Raw genomic sequence first — 21617 nt, forward strand, 5'->3', positions numbered from 1 at the left:
TGATCCGTTGCACTTTCCCCAATCCGATCCACTCCTCTTCCCTTGATTAAAACACAAATGACCCGTAAGAGGGTCACTTTTTTAAAAGTGTCCTTCTTACGGGTCATAGTTCAAGATACTCAACAGGCTGTTTTTATAGCAAATTACCTCATCGGTTCATCGCGTTAGCAAGGTGAAAAAATCGCAAATGAGGAGAAACATTCAGATGATGAATGGACTTCTAGAGGACATCAACGGACTTGTTCAAGTTTGTTGACAATTGGTATATTTGTAATTTATATTAACATTACGGATTTTAGGGGCAACTCATTTTGTGACATCCATCTTAGCTAGGTAGAGCATTTTCAGCAGCGCTTCGTCGCTTGGGAAAATGCTCTTTTCTTTAGTGGCTTTGCTCTTCTCGGACTTTCGTTGCGTCGTATCCAATTCCGCCTCCAGCATCCATTGCAGCATCGTTGCAAACAACTCCTTCAGTGCGAATGCACATCATCCATCGTCATGAGGTTGTTCTCCTTTATAAACGCTCTCACTTGCTCATTACTGAATATCACCATGTGCGCCATCCTCTCAAACCAGCCTTTCGAAAGATTATCGAACGGAGGAAACATGATGTCTAGATCAATTGAAGTTATCTTGAGAGACGAAATTTTTGATGAGATTGAAATCGAGTATCCAGATGATCACAATACCAATTTGTTGGATCAAGGGATCGATTCGGCTGGCTTCATCAAGCTTATTGTTTCAATTGAATCGAAATTTAACATTGCGATCCCTGATGAGGATCTATTGTTTGAGAACTTCTCCACGGCTGGACTAATCATTAATTATTTGACCGCGAAATCGATAGCATAATTCTGCAATGAAGCTAGATAGATCATATAGAGGAGGAGATTATGACTATCATTGAGCGTTTATTTATGGAAGCTTGTGATCGTAAAGAACAAATTATTCTTCAGGATATAAAGCAACACTGGACTTACGCGGAGGTGATGACAGAAGCATATTTGATTGCTTTGTATATTAACAAGAACTTCGATCTTGAGTCCGGTAGTCATATTGCAGTATACACAAACAATGAGCCCTTGTTTATTTTTGCGGCGCTTGGCATTCAGTTCTGCGGTTATGTCCTAGTACCGATTCCTTACTCGGCATCTAAAACTGAAATTGAAAATATTTTACATGCTAGCGACGCCAAGCTGGTCATTAGCAAATTTGCGCAGCCTTCACATTTAAATTGCGACATCCCTTGGGTTACCGCTCAGGATATATCGCAAGAATCGATGCCTTCGTTCGAATCGATCTCAGTAATGGATCAGTCTGATCCCAATCAATGTGCGATTCTGCTGCCTACATCGGGCACGACCGGAAAATCTAAAATCGTTATGTTATCTCATCGGAATGTATTAACGAATGCGTTGGCACACGGTAAAAAATTAGGTTATACGGATCAAGACTCGTTTCTTGTAACGATGCCCGCTCATTTCAGTTCTACGATTGTCACGCAATTGATCTCTTGTATGCTTTATGGAACCCGAATTATACTTATCAGCTTGCCTTTGCTGCCGCGCACAGCGTTTAAACTGTTTCAGAATAAGGCGGTCACGGCATTTTCAGCGGTGCCTACGCAATTGATACACTTTATTTCGGAGTTTCATCAGACGCAAAACTGGAGTCCCTTTGATTCCATTAAATTTATTGTAATTAGCGGTGCGGCGGTTCCCGCGAAATTAGTAGACAACCTTCGGAATGTATTTCCTACAGCGGACATTATTCAAACCTATGGATTGACAGAAGCTTCTCCGCGGGTGAGCATGATGGAACGGGGAGACCGCTGCTTATCCTGTGGATCTCCCATCAGTGACGTTTCTATTCGAATTGTTGACGAAGAAGAGAATGAGGTAGAAGGAGCAGCTATCGGAGAGATTTGGGTCAAGGGCCCCAATGTGATGCTCGGTTATTACAATAACAAAGAGTTAACTGACGAAACGATTGTTGATGGCTGGTTAAAGACAGGAGATTTGGGATATTGGAATGAAGCAGGATGTCTCATACTCACAGGCAGAAAGAAGAATATCATTATTTCCGGCGGTATGAATATCCATCCGGAAGAAATCGAAGAGTTTTTGTATGGCATACAAGAAATTGAGGAAGTCATAGTTGTTGGTGTGCACGATGATCTACTAGGCGAAGTCCCTATCGCTTTTGTGAAAGCGTTTGAAGAATGTCTGGTTGATATAGATGCGCTGAAGAAACATTGCAACTTGCATTTATCGTCGTATAAAGTGCCAAGACAATGGAGGATTATAAATGAAATTCCAAAAACGAAAACAGGAAAACTGGACAGGGCCAGTACGAAGTGCTTATTGCTAAATGAGATATGCTATTGAGAATTTAAACCCTAATTTATGCAATGATGCAAAAAATATAAAAGAAGTCGACAAGAGCTATCTATTTTTCCACATTTGTAATGTTTAAAATATCAGTTGACAATAGAATAAGTACAAATGAGGAGATTTCGTCATTTTAAGCAGCACAATAAGATAACTAGGGGTGAACGAAGCAATTGAATAATACAACTCAAATATTAGGGAGGAAAATATTGCCGATAAGTTATCCAATGATTACAACATATACACAACATGCGCATCTTTTGTCCATACTTACTCATTACGAGTGCGCACATTCATGGATATTCAATAATTATATTCAATTATATATTAATAAAGATTATAAACATAATTGGGGGGATTTTTATTTCCCTCTGACTTATGAGTTGCGACCTTCAGATGCATGCAAATGGATTACGACTCAAAAGATACATCGAAATACGGTTACAAGTAAATGGGGCTCCGTAATCGATTTTATTATAGAAAATATTAATTCAAATCATTATGTCCATACAATGGTGAATTATTTCTACGTACCTTTAAGCGAACGATATAACCGACTCCATTTGCACCATGACATATTTGTTTATGGGTATGATTTAAATCGAGAGCTATTGTATGTTTCTGATTTTTTTAAGAAAGGGGTTTACAGTCAAGCTGAACTATCATTTGCAGATTTCGATCTTGCTTTCTCGACTGATCATTTAACTACAAATCATGATTATCTGAGAGAAATGGTATATCTGTATAAATTCAATGATACATATCAGGATAATTTCAGTATAGACACCATGTTGAATTCTATAAGGTGTTATTTCGCTAATAAGACACCGGAATATTGGGAAATGTTCAACTATGGGGGCGACAGGGATAATCTTGACTTCGGCATGCAAATATACACTACGCTCATAAATTATGTGAAAGATACCTCTGATAATGAGTCTAAACTTGATGTTAGACCCTTTCACTTACTTTATGATCATAAGAGGATAATGACGTTAAGACTAAAGTATTTGTACGATAATCGGCTTCTAAGTAAATTAGTTCAAGAACATATAGACGAATTCCTGTCAATTGAGGTTAAGGCCAAAATTATGATGAATTTAGTGCTTAAATATAATCTGACTAGAGATCTGAGCATTTTAGAAGGCTTACGTACAATGATAATTAAAATAGAAAATGAAGAAATTAAATTCCTTGATCACTGGCTGAAGCGGGTCTGCGTTCAGTAGGTGATCTCGTCAGTATATGAAGGGAGTGATGCTGGGATTAAACGCTTGTCCGCTTTCGTGCGTGCAAGTCGTTTGTCGTAACTTTAATATGTTGGTTTAGTCCGTTTGCTGACAGCCTTATTTCCTTCTTGTCTTCCAACGATCTGCATTGCTCCACTCGCTTTATTCCCAGCATCTCATCATCGACCCCACTCACTTCGAAAATCTCTCTTGGCGTGACCCGGCGTATATGGATCAATGAATACCTATAATTTGTAAGGCAATAGTTATGAACTTATGGGGTGCTGAATGCAAGTATCTTGTGCTAATATATGTATAAGAATATAAAATTTGGTTATGTATGAATTTCAGTATCTTGAATTGATAGCGGTTTCATAAGTCCGAAGCAATGGGGGGGATCATAATATTCATTGTATTAACAGGAGTCGCAGGATTCATCGGATCGAATCTTGCCGAGAGGCTGTTGCGGGAAGGCCATACCGTTATCGGTGTCGATAATTTTCTGACCGGGTCTACCGTCAACATGGACAATCTCTTGCGGTCGCCAAATTTCAAATTCATCGAACATGACGTTATTTTTCCGCTCGTAATTGAAGGACCTGTCGATTGGGTGATGCATTTTGCAAGTCCTGCCAGCCCACCTAAATATCTGGATTATCCGATCGAAACGATGAGGGTCAATAGTGAAGGAACGATGCATCTCTTGCATCTAGCCAAAGAAAAACAGGCCGGTTTCTTCCTGGCTTCAACAAGCGAGATCTACGGAAACCCAACCGTTCACCCGCAGCCGGAGAGCTACTTTGGCAATGTGAATTCGGTTGGAGCAAGAAGCTGCTACAACGAAGCGAAGCGGTATGCAGAGGCGATCACCTACTGGATGAACAGGAAATATGGCATACCGGTAAGAGTCATTCGGATTTTCAACACATTCGGACCGAAGATGGATTTGAATGACGGACGAGTTATTACCAATTTTATTAATCAAATCATGGCAAAGCAAAACCTCACGATTTATGGCGACGGCAGACAGACGAGAAGCTTTCAGTATATCGACGATCTGCTGGAAGGGATTATTAGATTGATGAGTACCACGTACGAGCAGCCCGTCAATTTGGGAAACCCAGAGGAGGTCACCATATTTGAGGTCGCCCAATTGTTGAAGGAGCTCATGAAGTCCAATGCTCAGATCGAGTTTCTTCCGCTGCCGGAAGACGATCCAAGGAGGAGGAAACCGGATATTACCATTTCGCGGACGATTATGGACTGGGAACCAACGATCGGTTTGCGTGAGGCCCTCGCTAGAACGATCCATTATTACCAAGGACAATATATTCATTAATGGGAGGTACTTATGGAAGAACAGATCATTGCAATGATATGTGAAATCAAGGACGACGTCCAACTGGCACTGAGCTTGAACGAGCATTCCAACATCATGGAAGACGGTGGGTTGGATTCGCTGCAACTGATAACTTTCGTATTAAAAGTGGAAGAGCGGTTCGGCATTGAAATCGATTTTGAACAATTCGACTTCGATCTTATGGAATCGGTCACAACCTTTACTCGTTACATCTCGGAGCTGCAGAAGACGGCATCGGTATGAACGATAGACGCAAGTGCGAACTCATCATCGGAACGTTTGACGCGGAACGCTTCTGGCGCGACCCTAATCTGGCCAGGCTGCCGTCATTACCTGATTCCGAAATGGAGAATGTCGTGATGGCCATGGATGAGCTGCTCTTCCCGTTCTGCGAGGCGCAGGATATGCTCATTACTCGCTATCGTATGAACGACTGCCATAAAGCGTATTTGCATGCGATCGGGTTTGAATTTCGTTCCAATTCAACGGATCTCGAAAGGCCTGAAGGAGGAAGCGCAAGCAGAACTGCCAATATATTTGACCTGATCACATCAGCGGATCGAATGGGCGACATGGATCCGCAATGGCTGGATGGCGCGCGGTTGTCACCCTTTGCCGTCATTCCGGGAGCGGATCGTGCTGCCTCACGTTATGGGTTGGAACAGGATTTTCCAGATGTCGAAACGGTTCAAACTGTAAATTCGAAACTGTATTCAACCGATTTGAACCGTCGCCTTGGTCTTCGGTCTGACAGCCAAACGGTCTATTCACATGAAGAGCTATTGGCAAGCGGCTTGACGTTGCTTCGTCAAGGACCCTTCCTGATCAAAGACGAGTTTGGCGTGTCCGGGAAAGGGAATTTGCTGATCGAGTCGGAAGCGATATTGCGGCGAGTAACGTCCTATCTCGGCGATCAGTGCAGCAAGGGAAGACTGGTTCGGTTTATTATAGAGCCGTTCCTCCACAAGGAACTAGATTTCTCCTGCCAATTCCACATTGATCCGGACGGTACATACCGACCTATCTCGGTGCAGAAACTGGCCAATCACAATTTTGCTTACCAAGGCTCCTTTACGGCCGATGATAGCCTGCTTCATCTGCTGCAGGAAGCGGAGTATTTTGAAGTGATGAAACTGGCAGCTCGCGAGCTTTACCAGGCTGGTTATTACGGCGACGTATGCGTCGATTCTATGCTGTTGACAGATGGCAGGATCGTTCCAATCGTTGAGGTGAATGCGAGAAGATCGATGAGCCTGATTAAACATCACGTAGACCGTTACCTGGAGAAGCACTCTGCTTCAGGGAGCATGACGCATGTGACCGTACAGTTTGCATGCGATGTGACTTTCGATGAATTACTGGAAAAGCTGGACCGCGAAGGTGTTCTATACAAGCCTGATCGAGGGTTCGGCATTTTGCCGTTAAGCGCGAATACGCTCCTTATTAACAAAGTCGTCAGTGAATCCAAAGGAATCCGGCATAAGCAGGTGAAAGGCAGATTGTATTATTCGTTGATTGAGGGGGGGCAGGATAACGAACGATTGTCCGCTAAGGTTAAGGATGTGCTGTCGTCATTATCCTTTAAGATCGTTGGCTGATGTAGTCCGAAGCGCTTGAAACCATGAATGGAGGAAGAAAGTGTATGGATAGGCGGAAAGTAACGATCCTATGCTCGGGTTTCGGTCTGGGCTTCTATATTCCTGGCCTGTTAGCTGCAAGCGCTTTCGACAAAAGGGGTATAACGACGGAAGTGCTTGTGTTCGAAAGTTATTTGGAACAAGACAAGATGGATCATATTGCAGACAGCAGAAAGGCTTACCACAACAATTTCGCACTTGCGAATTTATCGGCCCGAATGCCGATGGATATCCGGGGCAGCATTGATTATGCCCAAGTCGAGCTATTGCTGGAAGCGTGGAAAGCGGAAGATCGGCGCGAATTCATTTCGTTATCCGGACACTGGGTCTATATTCTGGATTTGTATCGGGAGAAGATGCTGCCGAATCAAATTCATGTAGACCTGCTCTACGTCGATTCAGATCTGGCCCCGTCTTGGAAAAGCCTGAAGAAGTTCCATCCTCGCTATGACGAGCATTACTATAACGCATGTCTCTATGATACCGACAAGATGGAGATTCGATGCGAAATCCCGGTCTCTCTTAGCACGCCACTGCCTTTCGACTCGAGGAAGCAGCGGCTTGTTGTTCATGGCGGAGGTTGGGGGATGGGTACCTATCAAAGTAAAGTGCCGGAGCTTGCGGGCAAAAACTATGGGCTGGATATCGTAGCTTACGATTGGAAGGAAGCGAAGCCCGATCCCGGTCACCGATATTGGATGAACGATCCGGAATGGTGTGCATGGGTGAAGAGTGGGAACGGCCTGCACGAGTTTCCGCCATACATCGAAATAACGGGAGAAGAGACGAACGCATACGACGCAAAGGCTGATCATCATTGGTTATTCGACGTCGCTTCGGAGGCGATGGCTATCGTGGCGAAGCCGGGAGCCGGCACATTGATTGATTCGCTTGCATCCGCTACCCCTCTTATTCTGCTGGAGCCGTTCGGAAGTCATGAGCAGAGCAATTTGGAATTGTGGGAGTCGCTTGGGTTCGGAATACGCTACGAGAAGTGGCGGGAGATGGATTTCTCCGTAGAGGTTCTTAAAGAGATGCATCAAGCGATCATGAACAGATCCGGAGAACGGACGGATTATGTGGATCATTATTGTGCGAGAGTCGCGTTAACGAAGGGATAAAATCTCAATGGCAAAAGGGGTTATGCGATGAGCGTAAACAAATTGAGTGTTGCCCGGGAAACGATAAGCTACCCGAGATGGATTGTCTTGCAGCTGTTGGAGGAGTGCAATTTACGATGCAAGATGTGCTACGAGTGGGGACTTGAAGGGCCCTACAAAAGCAAGAAAACGTTAGCGCAGCTGGATCCAGATGTGATCAAAAAGATCATCGTCGAGTGCAGCCCTGGCAAGCCATATTATGATTTCTTTGGTGGTGAGCCGCTGATGTACCCTTGGCTAAGCGACATTCTTGCCATGATCAAGCATTATGGAAGCGTTGCGGACTTCCCTACGAACGGCACATTGCTCGAGCAGCATGCCGAGATGCTTGTCGAGACTGCTCCCAATAAGATCTGGATGTCACTCGACGGCCCCGAGGAAATCAACGACCGACAGAGGGGCAAAGGCGTTTTCAAGAAAGTAATTAAAGGAATTGAGAAGCTCTATGAGCTTCGGGAAAGCAAGGGTCAGCAGTTTCCGAAGATGGGTGTATCCTTTATCATTACGCCCTTGAACTATATGTATATCGAGGAGTTTTTCTTCAAGCATATCGACTTGTCGATGTTGGACCATATCAGCATGGAAGTACAGCTCTATGCAACGGAAGAACAGTATGCTCAATATGTGGAGGTACTTAGTGAGGAATTCGATGTGCATGAAGCTCCTTATGCCAAGGGAATGGTGTGGAAGGACATCAGTTCGTTCAGCCAGATCGATATTCCGGAATTGACAAGACAGCTTAATAATGTGAAGGAATATTGTTTGAAAAACCGCATTCATGTGATCACCTATCCGAAGACGATAGATGAACCTAATTTGCGCAATTATTTCTCGGGGCAATTCCATCAGATGGCTGATAAACGAAACCGGTGCTCGCTTCCATGGGTTTATGCGGAAATTACGGCAAGGGGCGACGTTTCGCCTTGTCATGCCTTCTATGATTTGACCTTCGGCAACGTAAACGACAACAATTTGCTAGAGATCTGGAATAGTGACAAGTACAAAGATTATCGCACGTATATGAAAAAAAACATGCTTCCGATTTGTACGGCTTGTTCAAGGTATTATATCTACTGATTCATGCGAGTGACCCCATACGTTTAAGAAGGGTGTGTTGATATGAATCCGAAATCAGAGATTAAGCATTCTCCTAAGGATTTGCAAATATTGAAACGTACCATCAGGAATACGGTGGAAACAAAGCGGAATATGGAGAAAATAACGGGTTACGCGACACCGCTGCCGGAGTCGGTCGGGATTAAACTTACGAACCAATGCAACTTGCGCTGCAAGCATTGCTATCAATGGAACGATTCCGGCTACCATCACTTCATGACGCCGGAGCAGCAGCGGGAACAACTCGATTACGGGCTGCTGGAGAAACTGATCCTCGAGACGGAGCCAGCCAAGTCGAGGCTTTATATTTGGGGCGGCGAGCCGCTCGTATACAGCCATTTCGACCGTTTGGCCGATTTGCTTGAGGCCCATCCTCGCGAAACGACGATCTGCACGAACGCGATGCTGATCGAGCGAAAACTGGACGCCTTGCTGCGAATTTCCGACAACCTGGAGCTGCTCATTGCGCTTGATGGATTCGAAGAAGAGAATGATGCGCTTCGCGGCAAAGGGGTGTTCAACAAGGCGATAGATGCCATCCGGAAGCTGGTCGAGCTGCGTAAGGAAAACCGCTTCAGGGGTAAAATTTCTATCCATACCGTCGTTAATGATTCCATGACCGACAAGCTTTACGATCTGCTGGACTTTCTGGAGGGCGTCGGCGTAGATCTGGTCATCGTCTGCTTCCCGTGGTACATCTCGGACGAATGCTCAAAGGGAATGGACGATTACTTCGACCAGAAGTTCGACTTCCTTCCGGCTAGCGAGCACAAGGATGAAAGAAGTTGGCACGCCTTTAAATACAAGCTCGATCCGGAGCGTATCCCTGCTTTGATGAGTGAGTTGGACCGGGTTAACAACCGGATATGGAAGATGCGTTTGCGCTATCAGCCGAATCTGGATCAAGACCAGATCGAAGATTTCGTACTCGGCAAAGAATTGAAGGGCAAAGGCACAATGAACAAGAAGTGCCTAGCGCTCTCGAACCGGATGGACATTACCCCAGATGGAACGATTATCGCGTGCAAATTTTTCAAGGAATTCGAGATCGGCAAATTAAATGAAGCGTCCGTACAAGAGTTATGGCATAACCTGACCTACACAAGGATAAGGGAAATGATGGACGAACGACTGACACCGGCATGTTCCAAGTGCAGCGTCTTGCATTTGCATGGTGTATAGCTATTCTATATCAACATAAATGAGGTGCACCAGTGAGCATCATCCAAGTGGAACGCTTATCCAAAAGCTTCAATTACTATGAAAAAGAATTGGGTTTCAAGAAATCGCTGAAAAATTTGGTGAAGCGAAAATCACTGATCAAAGAAGCGGTTAGCGAAATAACATTTGCAATCGAGCAAGGTGAGATGGTCGGATTCTTAGGACCGAACGGTTCCGGTAAAACGACTACGCTGAAGATGCTGTCCGGCATCTTGTATCCGACAAGCGGCCAGGCGAATGTATTTGGCTATGTCCCTTGGGAACGAAAGAAAGATTTCAAGATGCAGTTTTCGATCGTGATGGGGCAGAAATCGCAGTTATGGTGGGATTTACCGGCGAACGAATCGTTGTACCTGAATAAATGCATCTATGAGGTCGAGGATAAACCATACAACCTTGTCCTGGATGAGCTTACGGAGATGCTTGACGTCAAGGACCTGCTTAACATCCAGGTGCGGAGACTTTCGCTGGGCGAACGAATGAAAATGGAGCTGATTGCGTCGCTCATCCACCGGCCTAAGGTGATTTTCCTGGATGAGCCTACAATCGGACTCGATCTGATTTCGCAGAAGCGCATTCGGGAGTTCCTGAAGTATTATAACCAGCAGACAAAAGCAACGGTCATTCTGACAAGCCACTACATGGCGGATATTGAGGATCTATGCAAACGAACGATCATCATCAATCAAGGGAAGAGCGTATACGACGGCGACCTTCGGCGTGTGAACGAGCTGTTCCATGCAAAGAAGATCATCAAGCTGCAATTTACGGACGAAGTGCCGATGCAAGCGCTAATCGACTATGGGGCTATCATTCAATATGACGGCATGAATGCCGTCATGGAGATCGATAAGAATGACCTCCAGCGGCTTTCCAAGATGATGCTGGACCGGTTCCCGATCCTCGATTTCACAATTGAAGATATACCGATCGAGCAAGGCATCGAAAGCTTGTATCAGAAGGATGGGGTCCGACATGAAAGCCTTGCAGAAGTATAAGAGGACGTACATCCTTGCACTTCAGAACGCGATGGAGTATCGGACTGATTTCTTGATGAGCCTCATTAGCGGCGGCTTCATTATTCTCGTCCAATGCTTCCTCTGGACGGCCGTGTTTCGCAGCTCGCCGCATGAGATCATCAACGGCTACTCTTATTCACAGATGATCATTTATTCCGTGCTGTCCGGTGTCGTCTCCAAGCTGGTTTCTGCCGGCTTCGAAGGGGAAATCGCGAATGATATTAAGACGGGCGGACTGAGCAAATTTATTGCTCAGCCCATCCATTATTTCAGCTATCGGATTTGCAATTTTTTCGGGGGGAAAACGGTTCAGACCGGGGTCGTACTTATCCTATTCGTGATCCTGATGATCGTGTTTACCCAGATTTGGGAGTTTCATCTTAGCGTGGTGCAGGTCGTGATGTTCTTGGTCAGCATTCTGTTCGGACTGCTCATCAACTTTCTCCTTTTCTATTCGATTAGCGCTCTCGCGTTCATCATTACAGAGGTGTGGGGCGTTTATATCGCGTTCAACCAAGGCGTCTATCTGCTCAGCGGCGCCATCTTCCCGCTTACTATTTTCGGAGATACGTTTGCTAGAATCTCCAGCTATTTACCGTTTCAATATGTCGTATTCTTCCCGGTTAACATCATCAATGGGAGCTTGACGGATCATGAGATCGTGCGCGGGCTTCTCGTACAGGCGGTTTGGGTAATTGCGCTTATGATGATTTCCAAGTTCTCGTGGGATTCCGGGATGAGGAAATATGTAGCCGTTGGAGGTTAGGTCGGTGAGTATCAGTTTAATGGAGTTTCGGAAGCATGTACGTATGTTCTTTATTTTCGCAAAGAACAGCTTGCTCGGTTACATGGAATACAAGGCGAATTTCTACTCCGGTTTGATCATGGAGACCGTATTTCTGTTATCCAAGCTGATCTATATCATCTTCGTTTTCCGGCTTGGGATCGAAATCAATGGGATCTCCCCTGACCAAATGATGATTTTCACCGGGACCTATACCATTATGATCGCGATTTATACGGGACTATTTATGGATAATTTTTATAGATTCGCCGGCCATATCCGCAACGGAACGCTGGACCTGTATATGACGAAGCCGCTGTCGCTGCAGTTTATGATTTCATTCCGGCACGTCAACTTCGCATTTCCGATCCCGAACCTGATCGCCGGGATTACGATGGTCGTTCTGGCATGGCAGCGTCTTGACATCGATCCAAGCTTGATCCACCTGGCCGGATATATCGGCGCGATCTTGAGCAGTACGATCGTGATGTATTCCGTACTTCTGCTGCCGCAAATTCTTGCCTTCTGGACGGTGAAATCCGGTTCGATATTCGATATGCTCGACAAATGCTGGGATTTGAACAATATGCCAATGTACATCTACCCCAAATGGCTGCGGAGAATAGGGCTGTACGTCGTGCCGATTTTGTTCATTACCAACATGCCGTCGGTTTATTTGATTGAGCGATTGGATTTGTTCCTCGCTATTTGGATTTTTGCAGCTCCGGTTTTATCGCTTCTCGTAGTCAGGCTGTTCTGGAAGCTGGCCGTCAAACGTTATGAAAGCGCCAGCAGTTAGTGAAGTACCCAATAACAGATTGTTGAGAGGGTGATTCGAATGAGCAGGACGGAGCATGAGCGCCTTCCCTCGCAGACAGAGGCCATCCCAAAGAAACGGCTGAGCAACGGGATCGAAATCTATCAAAACAACGAAGGCGAGACCGAGTTCCTCTACAATGAGATTTTCCGCAAGGAGATGTATTTCAAGCATGGCATTACGCTCCCGGATAACGGCACGGTCATGGACGTCGGGGCTAATATCGGCATGTTTACCCTATATGTCAGCAGCAAGAGCAATTGCAAGGTATATGCCTTTGAGCCACTGCCTCCGACGTTTAACCTCTTGAAGATGAATACGAGCTCGCTGCCTCACGTAACGACGGTTAACGTCGGACTTTCCAACGAGATCAAGGAAGCGGAGTTTGCCTATTTTCCTACGATGTCCACGGATTCCGTCCAGATCAAATACCGGGAGAACCACGATCAAGATCTTCGATACGGGTTAATCAACCATTACAAGGACGATTTTGCCAACCCGCGAATGCTAAACCGGCTGGTCGATCATCTGATGTCGCCGAAGCTCCTGAATGAACAAATCTATCGATGCAAGTTAACTACGATCTCCGAAATGATCCGCTATTACGATCTGAACGAGATTGATCTGCTCAAAATCGATGTGGAGAAGAGCGAGTTCGAGGTATTGGAAGGCATCCTTCCGGAAGATTGGGGGAAAATCAAGCAAATTGTAATGGAGGTACACGGACTGGACGGAGAGCAGATCAGCAGGCTCGAGAACATCTTCCGAACTAACGGTTTCAATGTCTTGATCGATTACTACGAGGATCTGAACATCCCAAATTACTATAATGTGTATGCGTTGAATCAAATGCACCAGCCGGCAGTGAATGAGGTATAAGAAATGATTGTTGGGGGTAGTCATGGTACAGCATCTGCATGCAAGGTTGGTATGCTCCAGCTGCAAGGGTGAGCTAGCCCAGTCGGATACTTCTCTGCAATGCCACCGCTGCCTTGCGACTTATTTGATCGAGAATCGTTATGTATCGATGCTCGACCGGCGCGAGCAGGTTGACCGCCCTTCCGATTGGAATCGAAAAGAGGGCGAGATTCGAGATTATAGCGAGATCTCGAATTCCCTTGCGCTGTCCGGCATAGGCCGATTCGCGACATTTCTAAACTATGGTTACGTCTCGACAGGAAATGAGCAGCATGCGGTGATCGAGCCTGACGATGTATGGAATAGAAATTCAGTCAAGCTATTGCTCGAGGTAGTGGGCAGGACGACGGTCCGGGAGCAGGAAGTTATCGATATCGGATGCGGCAGAGGAGGGAATATAGCGGCTTTGCACAAATATTTCAAGCCTCTGTCCATTGTTGGTCTCGACATCTGCCCGGCGAATATTGCGTATTGCAGTGCCAAACCCCGGTTGACTGAATCTTTCTATCTCGTCGGCGATGCCGAGAATATTCCGTTTGCAGACGAGAGCTTCGATGTCGTATTGAATATGGAATCCGCGCATGCCTATCCGAATCGAACGCGATTCTATGAAGAAGTTTACCGGATAATGAGATATGGCGGCGTATTTCTGTATACAGAACTGATGCTGGAAGAAGAAGTCGTGCAGAACGTGAGGCTGTTAGAGGAAGCGGGCTTGACTGTGATCCGCAATCAGGATGTCACTTCGAATGTTCTTCTGTCGTGCGACGAGAACGCCAAGCAGCGTACCGGCGCACAAGGGATTGCGAACAACGCCAACGCGAGCACGACTATTGGAGATATCCATGATTTCATCGCATTGCCCGGCTCGAAGAAATATGAAGAGATGAAGGCTGGTACGCGGCAATATCGTATGATGAACCTTGTTAAGAGGTAAGATAACCCAGCTATAAGAGGTTGTTCAAAAAGTCGTCTTTTGATCACGAAGCAACTCAAGGAGCTTATTCGACATCGAATCTTACGTTCACCTTCGAAGTCCGGTGCTCATGTAGGTTTTGCCTACACTCCGCTCCTCCTCCTTCAGGTTCTCGTAAGCTTCTCGGTGCTGAAACCCCGACTTTTTGAACACAAACTTTAAGAACGACTATAATTTAGTATAGGAGAAATGGTATGGAGGAAATTGTTTCTCTGGATACGTTTCAACCATTCGATGGAATGATACAAATGTTTCCTCATCATAATTTTCCTTATTTTAATTGTGACTACAATTTGCTATTGACGCTTGCAAAGTATTTTAAAAAAGATGAGCTGCCGATTTTAAATAATGTCATTACTATTTATAAATTTGATAAACAGAAAATGCAAGCAAGAGGGTATTTCAAATTACAAGTGTTGGATCTCGAAGAGGGGGACAAGATACTTGAGGAAATGGGTATCACTGTTCGTAGAAAGTCTCCTGAAATCGATTCATTACAAGATGAAATTATAAACTCTATTACTAATGGCAATCCAATTTCCATTTTTATTGATTTATTTTATCAACGCGGGCGGGACTTTTACTATAACCAAAAACATGGACTGCATCCTGTTTTTGTCTATGGATTTAATCTTACTAACGATGAAATATATACGGTTGATGATATTGCAGAATACAGACATTATTCTTTACCATTTTCAGAATTTAAAATTTCATGTATGAGTTCGGAACATATAAAAATGCCAAACTATTTTTGGGAATATGTACTAGAGTCCCCCGCTGATCATGATAGCTTGAACGATAAGAAGCTAGCACAAACGCACATCAATAAATTTATTGAAAATATGTGCAGGTATGAAAATGAAATAACGGAAAGTTTGAATAATATATTGTTGTTGGCAGAAAACTTCGAATTTGTCGTAACGAATGAAACGATTATAGAAACATTAAGCAGCACTATTTATAGAAAATGTTCTGAGAAATATAGGTTAAATGCGCTCTATAAGCACAACATTGATCATATTAATGCAAAACCTATCCTTGACTCGTTATTAGACCAAATTATTAATGACTGGATGGTAGTAAGGATATATACGAATAAAGCCATCATGTCCCAAAAGTTCTCCAAGGGCATCCTTGACAAGTGTATGGGTATATTAAACAAAATATATACGAATGAAGTCCGTTTTAATACGCAATTTTATTTAATGTTAAAGGCTGCGCAATAGTTGTGATGCTGCTGTAGAAACACCCATTGAGCGGAAAAGGAAAAAAGGGCTGTTGCCAAGGTTTTGATAACCTTTCGGCGACAGCCCTTTTGTTATAGTGGTTGCATGTGGAACCAAACTGGCGACCATGCGCATGATTCTTGTTTCATAGATTGAAGGAACTAAATGAAAGAGCCGGCGATGCCGGCTTTTTCATTTTGCTAAGACCACATTGGTCTGGAATAGAATAAAGAATCGCATAAGTCTGTTCCATCTATGACTGCTGCGCCTTTTGAATTTCCTTTGCACTAACCACGATAGGTATTAAGAACTATCAAAATCTCTACTCTTCTTACTGACGATACTATAACCCTAATATCGATGTTGGTTTTTGTGAGAAAAGAGGTTCTTTAGTCGCATTTTGTAGTATATTATTAGACGGTGCACCCAATCATTAGGAGGTTGGGTCGAAAAAACGCGTTATTTGAATATTTCGATCAAATTTTTTCCCAACCCCAATATGTGTCCATCCGGACACGTAATATAGTTTAAGAAGAATGTCGTTGAAAGGAGAGGCAGCGTGATCCTTGATTATAAAGGAAATAAAGGTTTTCGCCTGTTGAATATATTTGAACTGCTCAATAAAGGCGAGCTCGTCAAGAAGACTGAGCTTTCTCAAAAATATAGTGTGACAGAGAAAACGATACAGCGTGATATTGACGACTTAAGAGCCTACCTCGCGGACACTCATTTCGCGGAAGGCGAGGTGTTCATTCAATACGATCGAACCCGTGCAGGGTACTATCTCGCTCGTATGGATCGGGAATGGCTTACCAATAAAGAGATTCTAGCTGTATGCAAAATCCTTCTTGAGAGTCGTGCTTTCTGCAAGGAAGAGCTAGAAATGCTTATTGCGAAGCTATTGGCGCAGGTAACGCCCAATGGTCGCAAACAAATCGATGACATCATTCGGAACGAACAGTTTTACTATGTTCCTTTGAAGCATGGCAAGAAGCTTCTCACAGCTATATGGGAGCTGTCGCAGTACATAACGAACAACGAAGTAATCCGGATTTCTTATGCTCGTCAAGACAACGTGGAACGAGAGCATGAGGTGAAGCCGGCCGCAATCATGTTCTCTGAGTACTATTTTTACCTGATTGCATTTATGGCGGATAACCGTCACGATTTCCCAACTATATTCCGGATTGATAGAATCGGCAGATTCCACAGCACGGGAACGAAGTTCCGTGTGCTGTATAAGGACAAGTTCAATGATGGGGAGTTCCGTAAGAGGGTGCCTTTCATGTACGCTGGCGAGCTTAGAACCGTCCGATTTCTCTATCGCGGTATTCTTGAGGCTGTTCTTGACCGATTGCCAACCGCAACAATCGAATCAGAGGTAGATGGCGGCGCTATCATCCAGGCCGAAGTGTATGGTGACGGAATAGATATGTGGCTGCGAAGCCAAGGTGAGAAAGTAGAGGTCCTATAATGCAGAATGAACAAATCTATCCGCAATTTATTGCCTCGCACAGCATGAAATCGCATCCGCTGGTAAGGGCAAGGAAAAAAACGAAGCTGATCTATTATGCCGTGCTCGAATACTTGGCAGGTCAGTTTTCTAATCGTGCTGAATATACAGCTGCTCGGCTCAAGCAATATCGCGAGATGCTTGTCGGTAGCGAGAGTACGGTTGCCTTGACCGATGACAATCGCGATCGTAGTATTCGTTCGATCGTCAATGATTGGCTTAGACCTTGGAAGCGGAATCACTATATTTGGTTAATGTGCGATATCGCGCTTGTCATGGCGGACAAGAGTGCGATCGAGCAAGCGCAAGCTGCAATGTCCGCGCACCTTAGCAAGAAGAAACGGGCATTGCTCGGCGATCTCATAGCTGCTCTCCTAACAGATGTGCCTATCCATCAGGACCTGCTTCTAGCTGAGAGTTGGATTCAACAGTTTAGAGCTAATCGAATATTGGCGGAGCAGCCGGAAATGCGGATTCTGGTTACAGCCAACATGAGTGCAGGCAAATCAACGCTCATCAATGCCCTCGTCGGTAAGCCTCTCGTCCGAGCATCACAAGAAGCTTGCACGGCTAACCTGAGTTATTTGCTTAACAAACCGTTTGAAGATCATTCGGTTCATTTGCTCGCGTCTCCGCTTAATCTGAATGCAGCATACGACGAGCTGATGAGTGCTGGACAAGCAAGCAGCAGTTATATCGCTTCCTACTTCCGTTCATTCGTTCAAACGGATTCGACGCAGCGAGTTTGTCTAATCGATACTCCCGGCGTTAATTCTGCGATTAATCAAGAACATGGCAGCCTGACTCGCAAAGCACTGCTGGAGGAGAAGTACGATAAGCTCATCTATGTGCTAAACGCCAACCAACTTGGCACGGACGAGGAAATCCGATATTTGAAGTACGTTTCCGAGCATGTGCCTAAGCATAAAGTCATATTTGTGCTTAATAAAGTTGATAACTTCAAGAGCTCGGAGGACAGCATTGCCGCAAGTATGGAGGGGATTCGCAGCGATCTGCATCAGCTTGGATACGATGATCCCGTCATCTGTCCATTGTCGGCCTACTTCGCCCTATTGTTGAAATTGAAGCAGAATGGCGAGCGGTTATCCGAAGACGAGCAAGATGCTTATGACTACTATGTGAAAAAATTCAGCAGAGCCGAATATGATTTGTCCCGATACTTGGATAAATCGGCCGATTCAATACAGGCAACTGAAGATGAACCATTGGCACTCGCAGTAAAATGCGGGCTTTACGGTCTGGAAACGCTACTATACGGAGGACGTGACCTATGAAAAAAGTATTCGTGAAGTACAATCCATACAAGCTTGAAACAGAGATCACCGTCGAGGGGAAACATTTAGCCCAGAACAGCAAGCTTCGCGAGAAAATTGCCGACGGCTCCCGTCTGCAGGAATGGGTGGAAGAACTCCCAAGCCTTCTGATTGGCGAATATAACGACAAAGATTTTCAAGTCACGTTCCACGGCACATTGCCCGATTACGAGGATTTAGTTGATGTATTGACCGAATCACAACGAAGAGGCGAATTATCGGCAACGTTTGAAAGAAAACCTGCCAAAGAAACATCGGATAAGGAAGCGCTTATCGACGAGGTGTTCCGGGAAATTCAACAAGGTCCCTTCGATGAGCTAAGAGATGTGGAGATCGTGAGCGCATTCGAACACGCCAAGAGCAGCGATTTCGAAGTTTGTGTCGTCGCAACGATGAGCGCTGGCAAATCTACGCTTATTAACGCAATGCTCGGCACCAAGCTGATGCCATCCAAGCAAGAGGCCTGCACCGCAATCATTACTAGAATCAAGGACATCACGCAGGAAACCGTGCCATTCGGGGCGGAAGTTTACAATAAAGAGGAAGAGTTAGCAGAGACGCACGCCTCATTAACGTATCCGATTATGGAGCGTTTGAATGCTAATGAGAACGTTTCGGAAATTAAAGTATCGGGCAATATTCCTTTCGTTTCGTCGGAGGATGTTTCGCTTGTGCTCATCGATACGCCTGGGCCGAACAATTCGCGTGATACCAGACACGGTGAAGTGCAAAAAGAGCTTTTGGGCAGATCATCCAAAGCGCTTGTTCTCTATATTATGACAGGCGAATTTGGTACGGATGACGACAATACCTTGCTCAGACGCGTTGCCAGTAGCATGAGCGTCGGAGGCAAGCAATCGAAGGATCGGTTTATCTTCGTTGTCAATAAAATGGACGATCGTAAAACAGAAGACGGCGATACAGGCCATACACTGGAGCGTGTACGTTCGTATTTGAAAAACCATGGCATAGCGAATCCGAATCTATTCCCTGCATCAGCCTATCCCGCACTTAACATCCGGTTAATCGAGAGCGGAGCGGATGTGGATACAGATACAATTGATGAGACGGAAATGAAGATCAGGAAGTTGAACCGTAATCAAACCCTGCATCTTGAAACGTACGCTTCGCTCCCTCCAAGCCTTCGCGGTGAAATCAACGACCAGCTTGCAGCTGCGAAGGAGACGTGGAATGGCAGAGATATTGATAATGCGAATGAAGCGTTAATTCACACCGGCGTTGTTTCTATTGAAGCTGCGATTCGTCAGTATGTGCAGAAATATGCCAAGACGGCCAAAGTCAAAAATATAGTCGATACTTTTATGCACAAATTAGATGAAGTCGGTTGCTTCGAGGAAACGAAGCGTGAGCTTGCCCACAACCGCAACGAAAGCAAACGAATTGTCAAATCGATTAATGTAATCCGTGAAAAAATAGACAATGCGAACGATGCGAAGAACTTTAAGAACAACGTCAATGATGCAGTTGTCAGGGTAAATAATTCCTCCAAAGTAGCGATACAAGACATAAAAAAGAAATTCGAAAACCGGATCACAAAACGTATCGATGACTCTCGAGGTCATGAACTTTCACTTGAAGAAGTCGAGGACGAGGTTGAACGGTTGATGAAGTTTGTAAAGAAGTTAGAGCCAGATTTCGAAGAAGATCTTGATGATCTTATTCGAAATGATTTGAAAGAAACAGGAGACGCCTTATTAAAAGAATATAGGGATAAACTCCGCTCGTTGATTGATGAAATGGGTACCCAGGATCTTAATGACGTAACCATTGATCCACTAAAAATAATGTCAGGCAGTGTACAAGTGCTCGATTACTCAGTAAAGCATCTTGTACGTGAAGAAGAACGTGTTGTCGGTCAAGAAGAATATGAAGTCAAAGAGCGTACTAGAGGTTGGTTTAGCAGTGTTGCTTTCTGGCCTAAGAGTGAATATGTGACTAAGTACCGGGACATTCGCAAAACGATTCACTATGTTAGAGCCGATGAACTGGCGCAAGAGTTTTTAAGCCCGGTACAACAAAGTTTATACAACAACGGTGAGGCTGCTCGTAAATATTCGCTTCAGCAGTCTACACGTATCGCAGAACGTTTCAATAAAGAATTCGCGCGGCTGGACGATGTACTCAAGGCAAAGCTTTCTGAACTGGAGAGCTATGCCACCGATAAAGAGAAAGCCGATGAACGGATTAAGGAATCGGAACGTAAGTTGAACTGGCTGGAGCAGATCAGATCCAAAGTGGTATCAATCATAGAAATCTAAAGGAGGACAGTATCATGGCGATTACGAATGCATTCAGAAACGCAGTTGCAACCGGGAATGTCATAGGCATCCGTATTATGATGAAAGACAGTCTGCTAGTTGACCCTACATTTACTGAGTTCAGCGAAATGGAGCGTTACACTCGAAACATGCGAGGGCTTTATGATGATCATGATGGACAAGACCCTGAAAATAAAAGCGCCTGGGATGACGACTATATGAATAAATTAAAGGTTCAAGTTGTCGAGAACTTCTCACACGAACGACTTCGTCATCTCAAGGAAGTTGTAAATTATCTACGCCCAGTTCAGGTACCTCTTAGAGCACAATCAAGTGTATCAACCGGCAACAACAGAGGTGCCGACAGCAGAAGAATCGATGATAGCAACAGCGGTGACTATCCCTTTCGCGAATCGTCTAGCAGACCCTCGCAGCCATGGCGCCCCAGCCCCCAACAACGGATGGTCTCGCGAAACAATCAATTGCGCATCCCCAGAATCGCAGCCGGTGCTGTGGCAGGCGGAGTCGTCGTCGGCACCGCTACCGTTGTCGCCGGAGGTTCCTTTGTCGCAGGCGCCGCTGCAGGAGCGGTTATCGTCGGAGCCGTCGTCTGGGCCGCAACCAACAGGAGGTAG

19 protein-coding genes are annotated in these 21617 nt (G+C 45.0%); 18 read left to right on the forward strand and 1 reads right to left on the reverse strand.

Going from position 1 to position 21617, the window contains the following annotated elements; all coding sequences use genetic code 11:
* Positions 1-306 precede the first annotated feature (306 nt).
* Positions 307-453, reverse strand: a complete 147-nt coding sequence (locus DFQ01_RS31170; protein WP_174812467.1) for a hypothetical protein — start codon at positions 451-453, stop codon at positions 307-309.
* Positions 454-606: 153 nt separating this feature from the next.
* Here DFQ01_RS31170 and DFQ01_RS17995 point away from each other — a divergent pair, with 153 nt between their 5' ends.
* From DFQ01_RS17995 to DFQ01_RS18085, 18 genes are all read left to right on the forward strand, one after another.
* Positions 607-852, forward strand: coding sequence for a phosphopantetheine-binding protein (locus tag DFQ01_RS17995; protein WP_174812622.1), 246 nt, complete (start codon positions 607-609; stop codon positions 850-852).
* 41 nt (positions 853-893) lie between these two features.
* Complete coding sequence (locus DFQ01_RS18000) at positions 894-2387, forward strand: class I adenylate-forming enzyme family protein (RefSeq protein WP_110045294.1); 1494 nt, start codon at positions 894-896, stop codon at positions 2385-2387.
* A gap of 1620 nt (positions 2388-4007) precedes the next feature.
* Positions 4008-4958 carry an NAD-dependent epimerase/dehydratase family protein gene (locus tag DFQ01_RS18010; protein ID WP_110045296.1) on the forward strand — a complete coding sequence of 317 codons (951 nt, stop codon included), beginning with the start codon at positions 4008-4010 and terminating at the stop codon, positions 4956-4958.
* A gap of 12 nt (positions 4959-4970) precedes the next feature.
* Positions 4971-5222 (forward strand): acyl carrier protein, encoded by a 252-nt coding sequence (locus DFQ01_RS18015; RefSeq protein ID WP_110045297.1) that lies wholly within the window; start codon positions 4971-4973, stop codon positions 5220-5222.
* Positions 5219-6577 (forward strand): ATP-grasp domain-containing protein, encoded by a 1359-nt coding sequence (locus DFQ01_RS18020; protein WP_110045298.1) that lies wholly within the window; start codon positions 5219-5221, stop codon positions 6575-6577. Before DFQ01_RS18015 ends, DFQ01_RS18020 begins: the two co-directional genes overlap by 4 nt.
* A gap of 44 nt (positions 6578-6621) precedes the next feature.
* Entirely contained in the window at positions 6622-7737 is a 1116-nt protein-coding gene (locus tag DFQ01_RS18025) for a UDP-glucuronosyltransferase (RefSeq protein WP_110045299.1), read from the forward strand.
* A 27-nt stretch (positions 7738-7764) separates the two neighbouring features.
* A complete protein-coding gene (locus DFQ01_RS18030) occupies positions 7765-8853 on the forward strand; it encodes a radical SAM protein (protein ID WP_110045300.1) in 1089 nt (362 codons plus the stop codon).
* A gap of 42 nt (positions 8854-8895) precedes the next feature.
* The gene (locus DFQ01_RS18035) at positions 8896-10074 is read left to right on the forward strand and encodes a radical SAM/SPASM domain-containing protein (protein ID WP_110045301.1); all 1179 of its coding nucleotides are present in this window, start codon (positions 8896-8898) and stop codon (positions 10072-10074) included.
* 32 nt (positions 10075-10106) lie between these two features.
* Entirely contained in the window at positions 10107-11111 is a 1005-nt protein-coding gene (locus DFQ01_RS18040) for an ABC transporter ATP-binding protein (protein ID WP_110045302.1), read from the forward strand.
* Positions 11089-11898 carry an ABC transporter permease gene (locus DFQ01_RS18045; protein ID WP_174812623.1) on the forward strand — a complete coding sequence of 270 codons (810 nt, stop codon included), beginning with the start codon at positions 11089-11091 and terminating at the stop codon, positions 11896-11898. The genes DFQ01_RS18040 and DFQ01_RS18045 overlap by 23 nt, the downstream gene beginning before the upstream one ends.
* 4 nt (positions 11899-11902) lie before the next feature.
* Positions 11903-12715 (forward strand): ABC transporter permease, encoded by an 813-nt coding sequence (locus DFQ01_RS18050; protein ID WP_110045304.1) that lies wholly within the window; start codon positions 11903-11905, stop codon positions 12713-12715.
* Positions 12716-12754: 39 nt separating this feature from the next.
* Positions 12755-13612 (forward strand): FkbM family methyltransferase, encoded by an 858-nt coding sequence (locus tag DFQ01_RS18055; protein WP_110045305.1) that lies wholly within the window; start codon positions 12755-12757, stop codon positions 13610-13612.
* 22 nt (positions 13613-13634) lie between these two features.
* Positions 13635-14588, forward strand: a complete 954-nt coding sequence (locus DFQ01_RS18060) for a class I SAM-dependent methyltransferase (protein ID WP_110045306.1) — start codon at positions 13635-13637, stop codon at positions 14586-14588.
* Positions 14589-14821: 233 nt separating this feature from the next.
* On the forward strand, positions 14822-15856 hold the full coding sequence (locus DFQ01_RS18065; protein ID WP_110045307.1) for a hypothetical protein: 1035 nt from the start codon (positions 14822-14824) through the stop codon (positions 15854-15856).
* A gap of 559 nt (positions 15857-16415) precedes the next feature.
* A complete protein-coding gene (locus tag DFQ01_RS18070) occupies positions 16416-17330 on the forward strand; it encodes a helix-turn-helix transcriptional regulator (RefSeq protein WP_110045308.1) in 915 nt (304 codons plus the stop codon).
* Positions 17330-18664, forward strand: coding sequence for a dynamin family protein (locus tag DFQ01_RS18075; RefSeq protein WP_110045309.1), 1335 nt, complete (start codon positions 17330-17332; stop codon positions 18662-18664). Before DFQ01_RS18070 ends, DFQ01_RS18075 begins: the two co-directional genes overlap by 1 nt.
* Complete coding sequence (locus DFQ01_RS18080; RefSeq protein WP_110045310.1) at positions 18661-20982, forward strand: dynamin family protein; 2322 nt, start codon at positions 18661-18663, stop codon at positions 20980-20982. The genes DFQ01_RS18075 and DFQ01_RS18080 overlap by 4 nt, the downstream gene beginning before the upstream one ends.
* A 14-nt stretch (positions 20983-20996) precedes the next feature.
* The gene (locus DFQ01_RS18085) at positions 20997-21617 is read left to right on the forward strand and encodes a hypothetical protein (protein WP_110045311.1); all 621 of its coding nucleotides are present in this window, start codon (positions 20997-20999) and stop codon (positions 21615-21617) included.

Origin of the sequence: Paenibacillus cellulosilyticus (assembly GCF_003182255.1) — a bacterium.
GTDB classification, from domain to species: Bacteria; Bacillota; Bacilli; order Paenibacillales; family Paenibacillaceae; genus Paenibacillus_T; species Paenibacillus_T cellulosilyticus.

Excerpts from the sequence above, each read along its gene's own strand:
- DFQ01_RS18035 (WP_110045301.1), top strand. The coding sequence starts at position 8,896 with ATGAATCCGAAATCAGAGATTAAGCATTCTCCTAAGGATTTGCAAATA.
- DFQ01_RS31170 (WP_174812467.1), bottom strand. The coding sequence starts at position 453 with ATGCTGCAATGGATGCTGGAGGCGGAATTGGATACGACGCAACGAAAG.
- DFQ01_RS17995 (WP_174812622.1), top strand. The coding sequence starts at position 607 with ATGATGTCTAGATCAATTGAAGTTATCTTGAGAGACGAAATTTTTGAT.
- DFQ01_RS18085 (WP_110045311.1), top strand. The coding sequence starts at position 20,997 with ATGGCGATTACGAATGCATTCAGAAACGCAGTTGCAACCGGGAATGTC.
- DFQ01_RS18060 (WP_110045306.1), top strand. The coding sequence starts at position 13,635 with ATGGTACAGCATCTGCATGCAAGGTTGGTATGCTCCAGCTGCAAGGGT.
- DFQ01_RS18055 (WP_110045305.1), top strand. The coding sequence starts at position 12,755 with ATGAGCAGGACGGAGCATGAGCGCCTTCCCTCGCAGACAGAGGCCATC.
- DFQ01_RS18020 (WP_110045298.1), top strand. The coding sequence starts at position 5,219 with ATGAACGATAGACGCAAGTGCGAACTCATCATCGGAACGTTTGACGCG.
- DFQ01_RS18010 (WP_110045296.1), top strand. The coding sequence starts at position 4,008 with ATGGGGGGGATCATAATATTCATTGTATTAACAGGAGTCGCAGGATTC.
- DFQ01_RS18030 (WP_110045300.1), top strand. The coding sequence starts at position 7,765 with ATGAGCGTAAACAAATTGAGTGTTGCCCGGGAAACGATAAGCTACCCG.
- DFQ01_RS18065 (WP_110045307.1), top strand. The coding sequence starts at position 14,822 with ATGGAGGAAATTGTTTCTCTGGATACGTTTCAACCATTCGATGGAATG.
- DFQ01_RS18075 (WP_110045309.1), top strand. The coding sequence starts at position 17,330 with ATGCAGAATGAACAAATCTATCCGCAATTTATTGCCTCGCACAGCATG.
- DFQ01_RS18000 (WP_110045294.1), top strand. The coding sequence starts at position 894 with ATGACTATCATTGAGCGTTTATTTATGGAAGCTTGTGATCGTAAAGAA.
- DFQ01_RS18025 (WP_110045299.1), top strand. The coding sequence starts at position 6,622 with ATGGATAGGCGGAAAGTAACGATCCTATGCTCGGGTTTCGGTCTGGGC.
- DFQ01_RS18045 (WP_174812623.1), top strand. The coding sequence starts at position 11,089 with ATGAAAGCCTTGCAGAAGTATAAGAGGACGTACATCCTTGCACTTCAG.
- DFQ01_RS18080 (WP_110045310.1), top strand. The coding sequence starts at position 18,661 with ATGAAAAAAGTATTCGTGAAGTACAATCCATACAAGCTTGAAACAGAG.
- DFQ01_RS18015 (WP_110045297.1), top strand. The coding sequence starts at position 4,971 with ATGGAAGAACAGATCATTGCAATGATATGTGAAATCAAGGACGACGTC.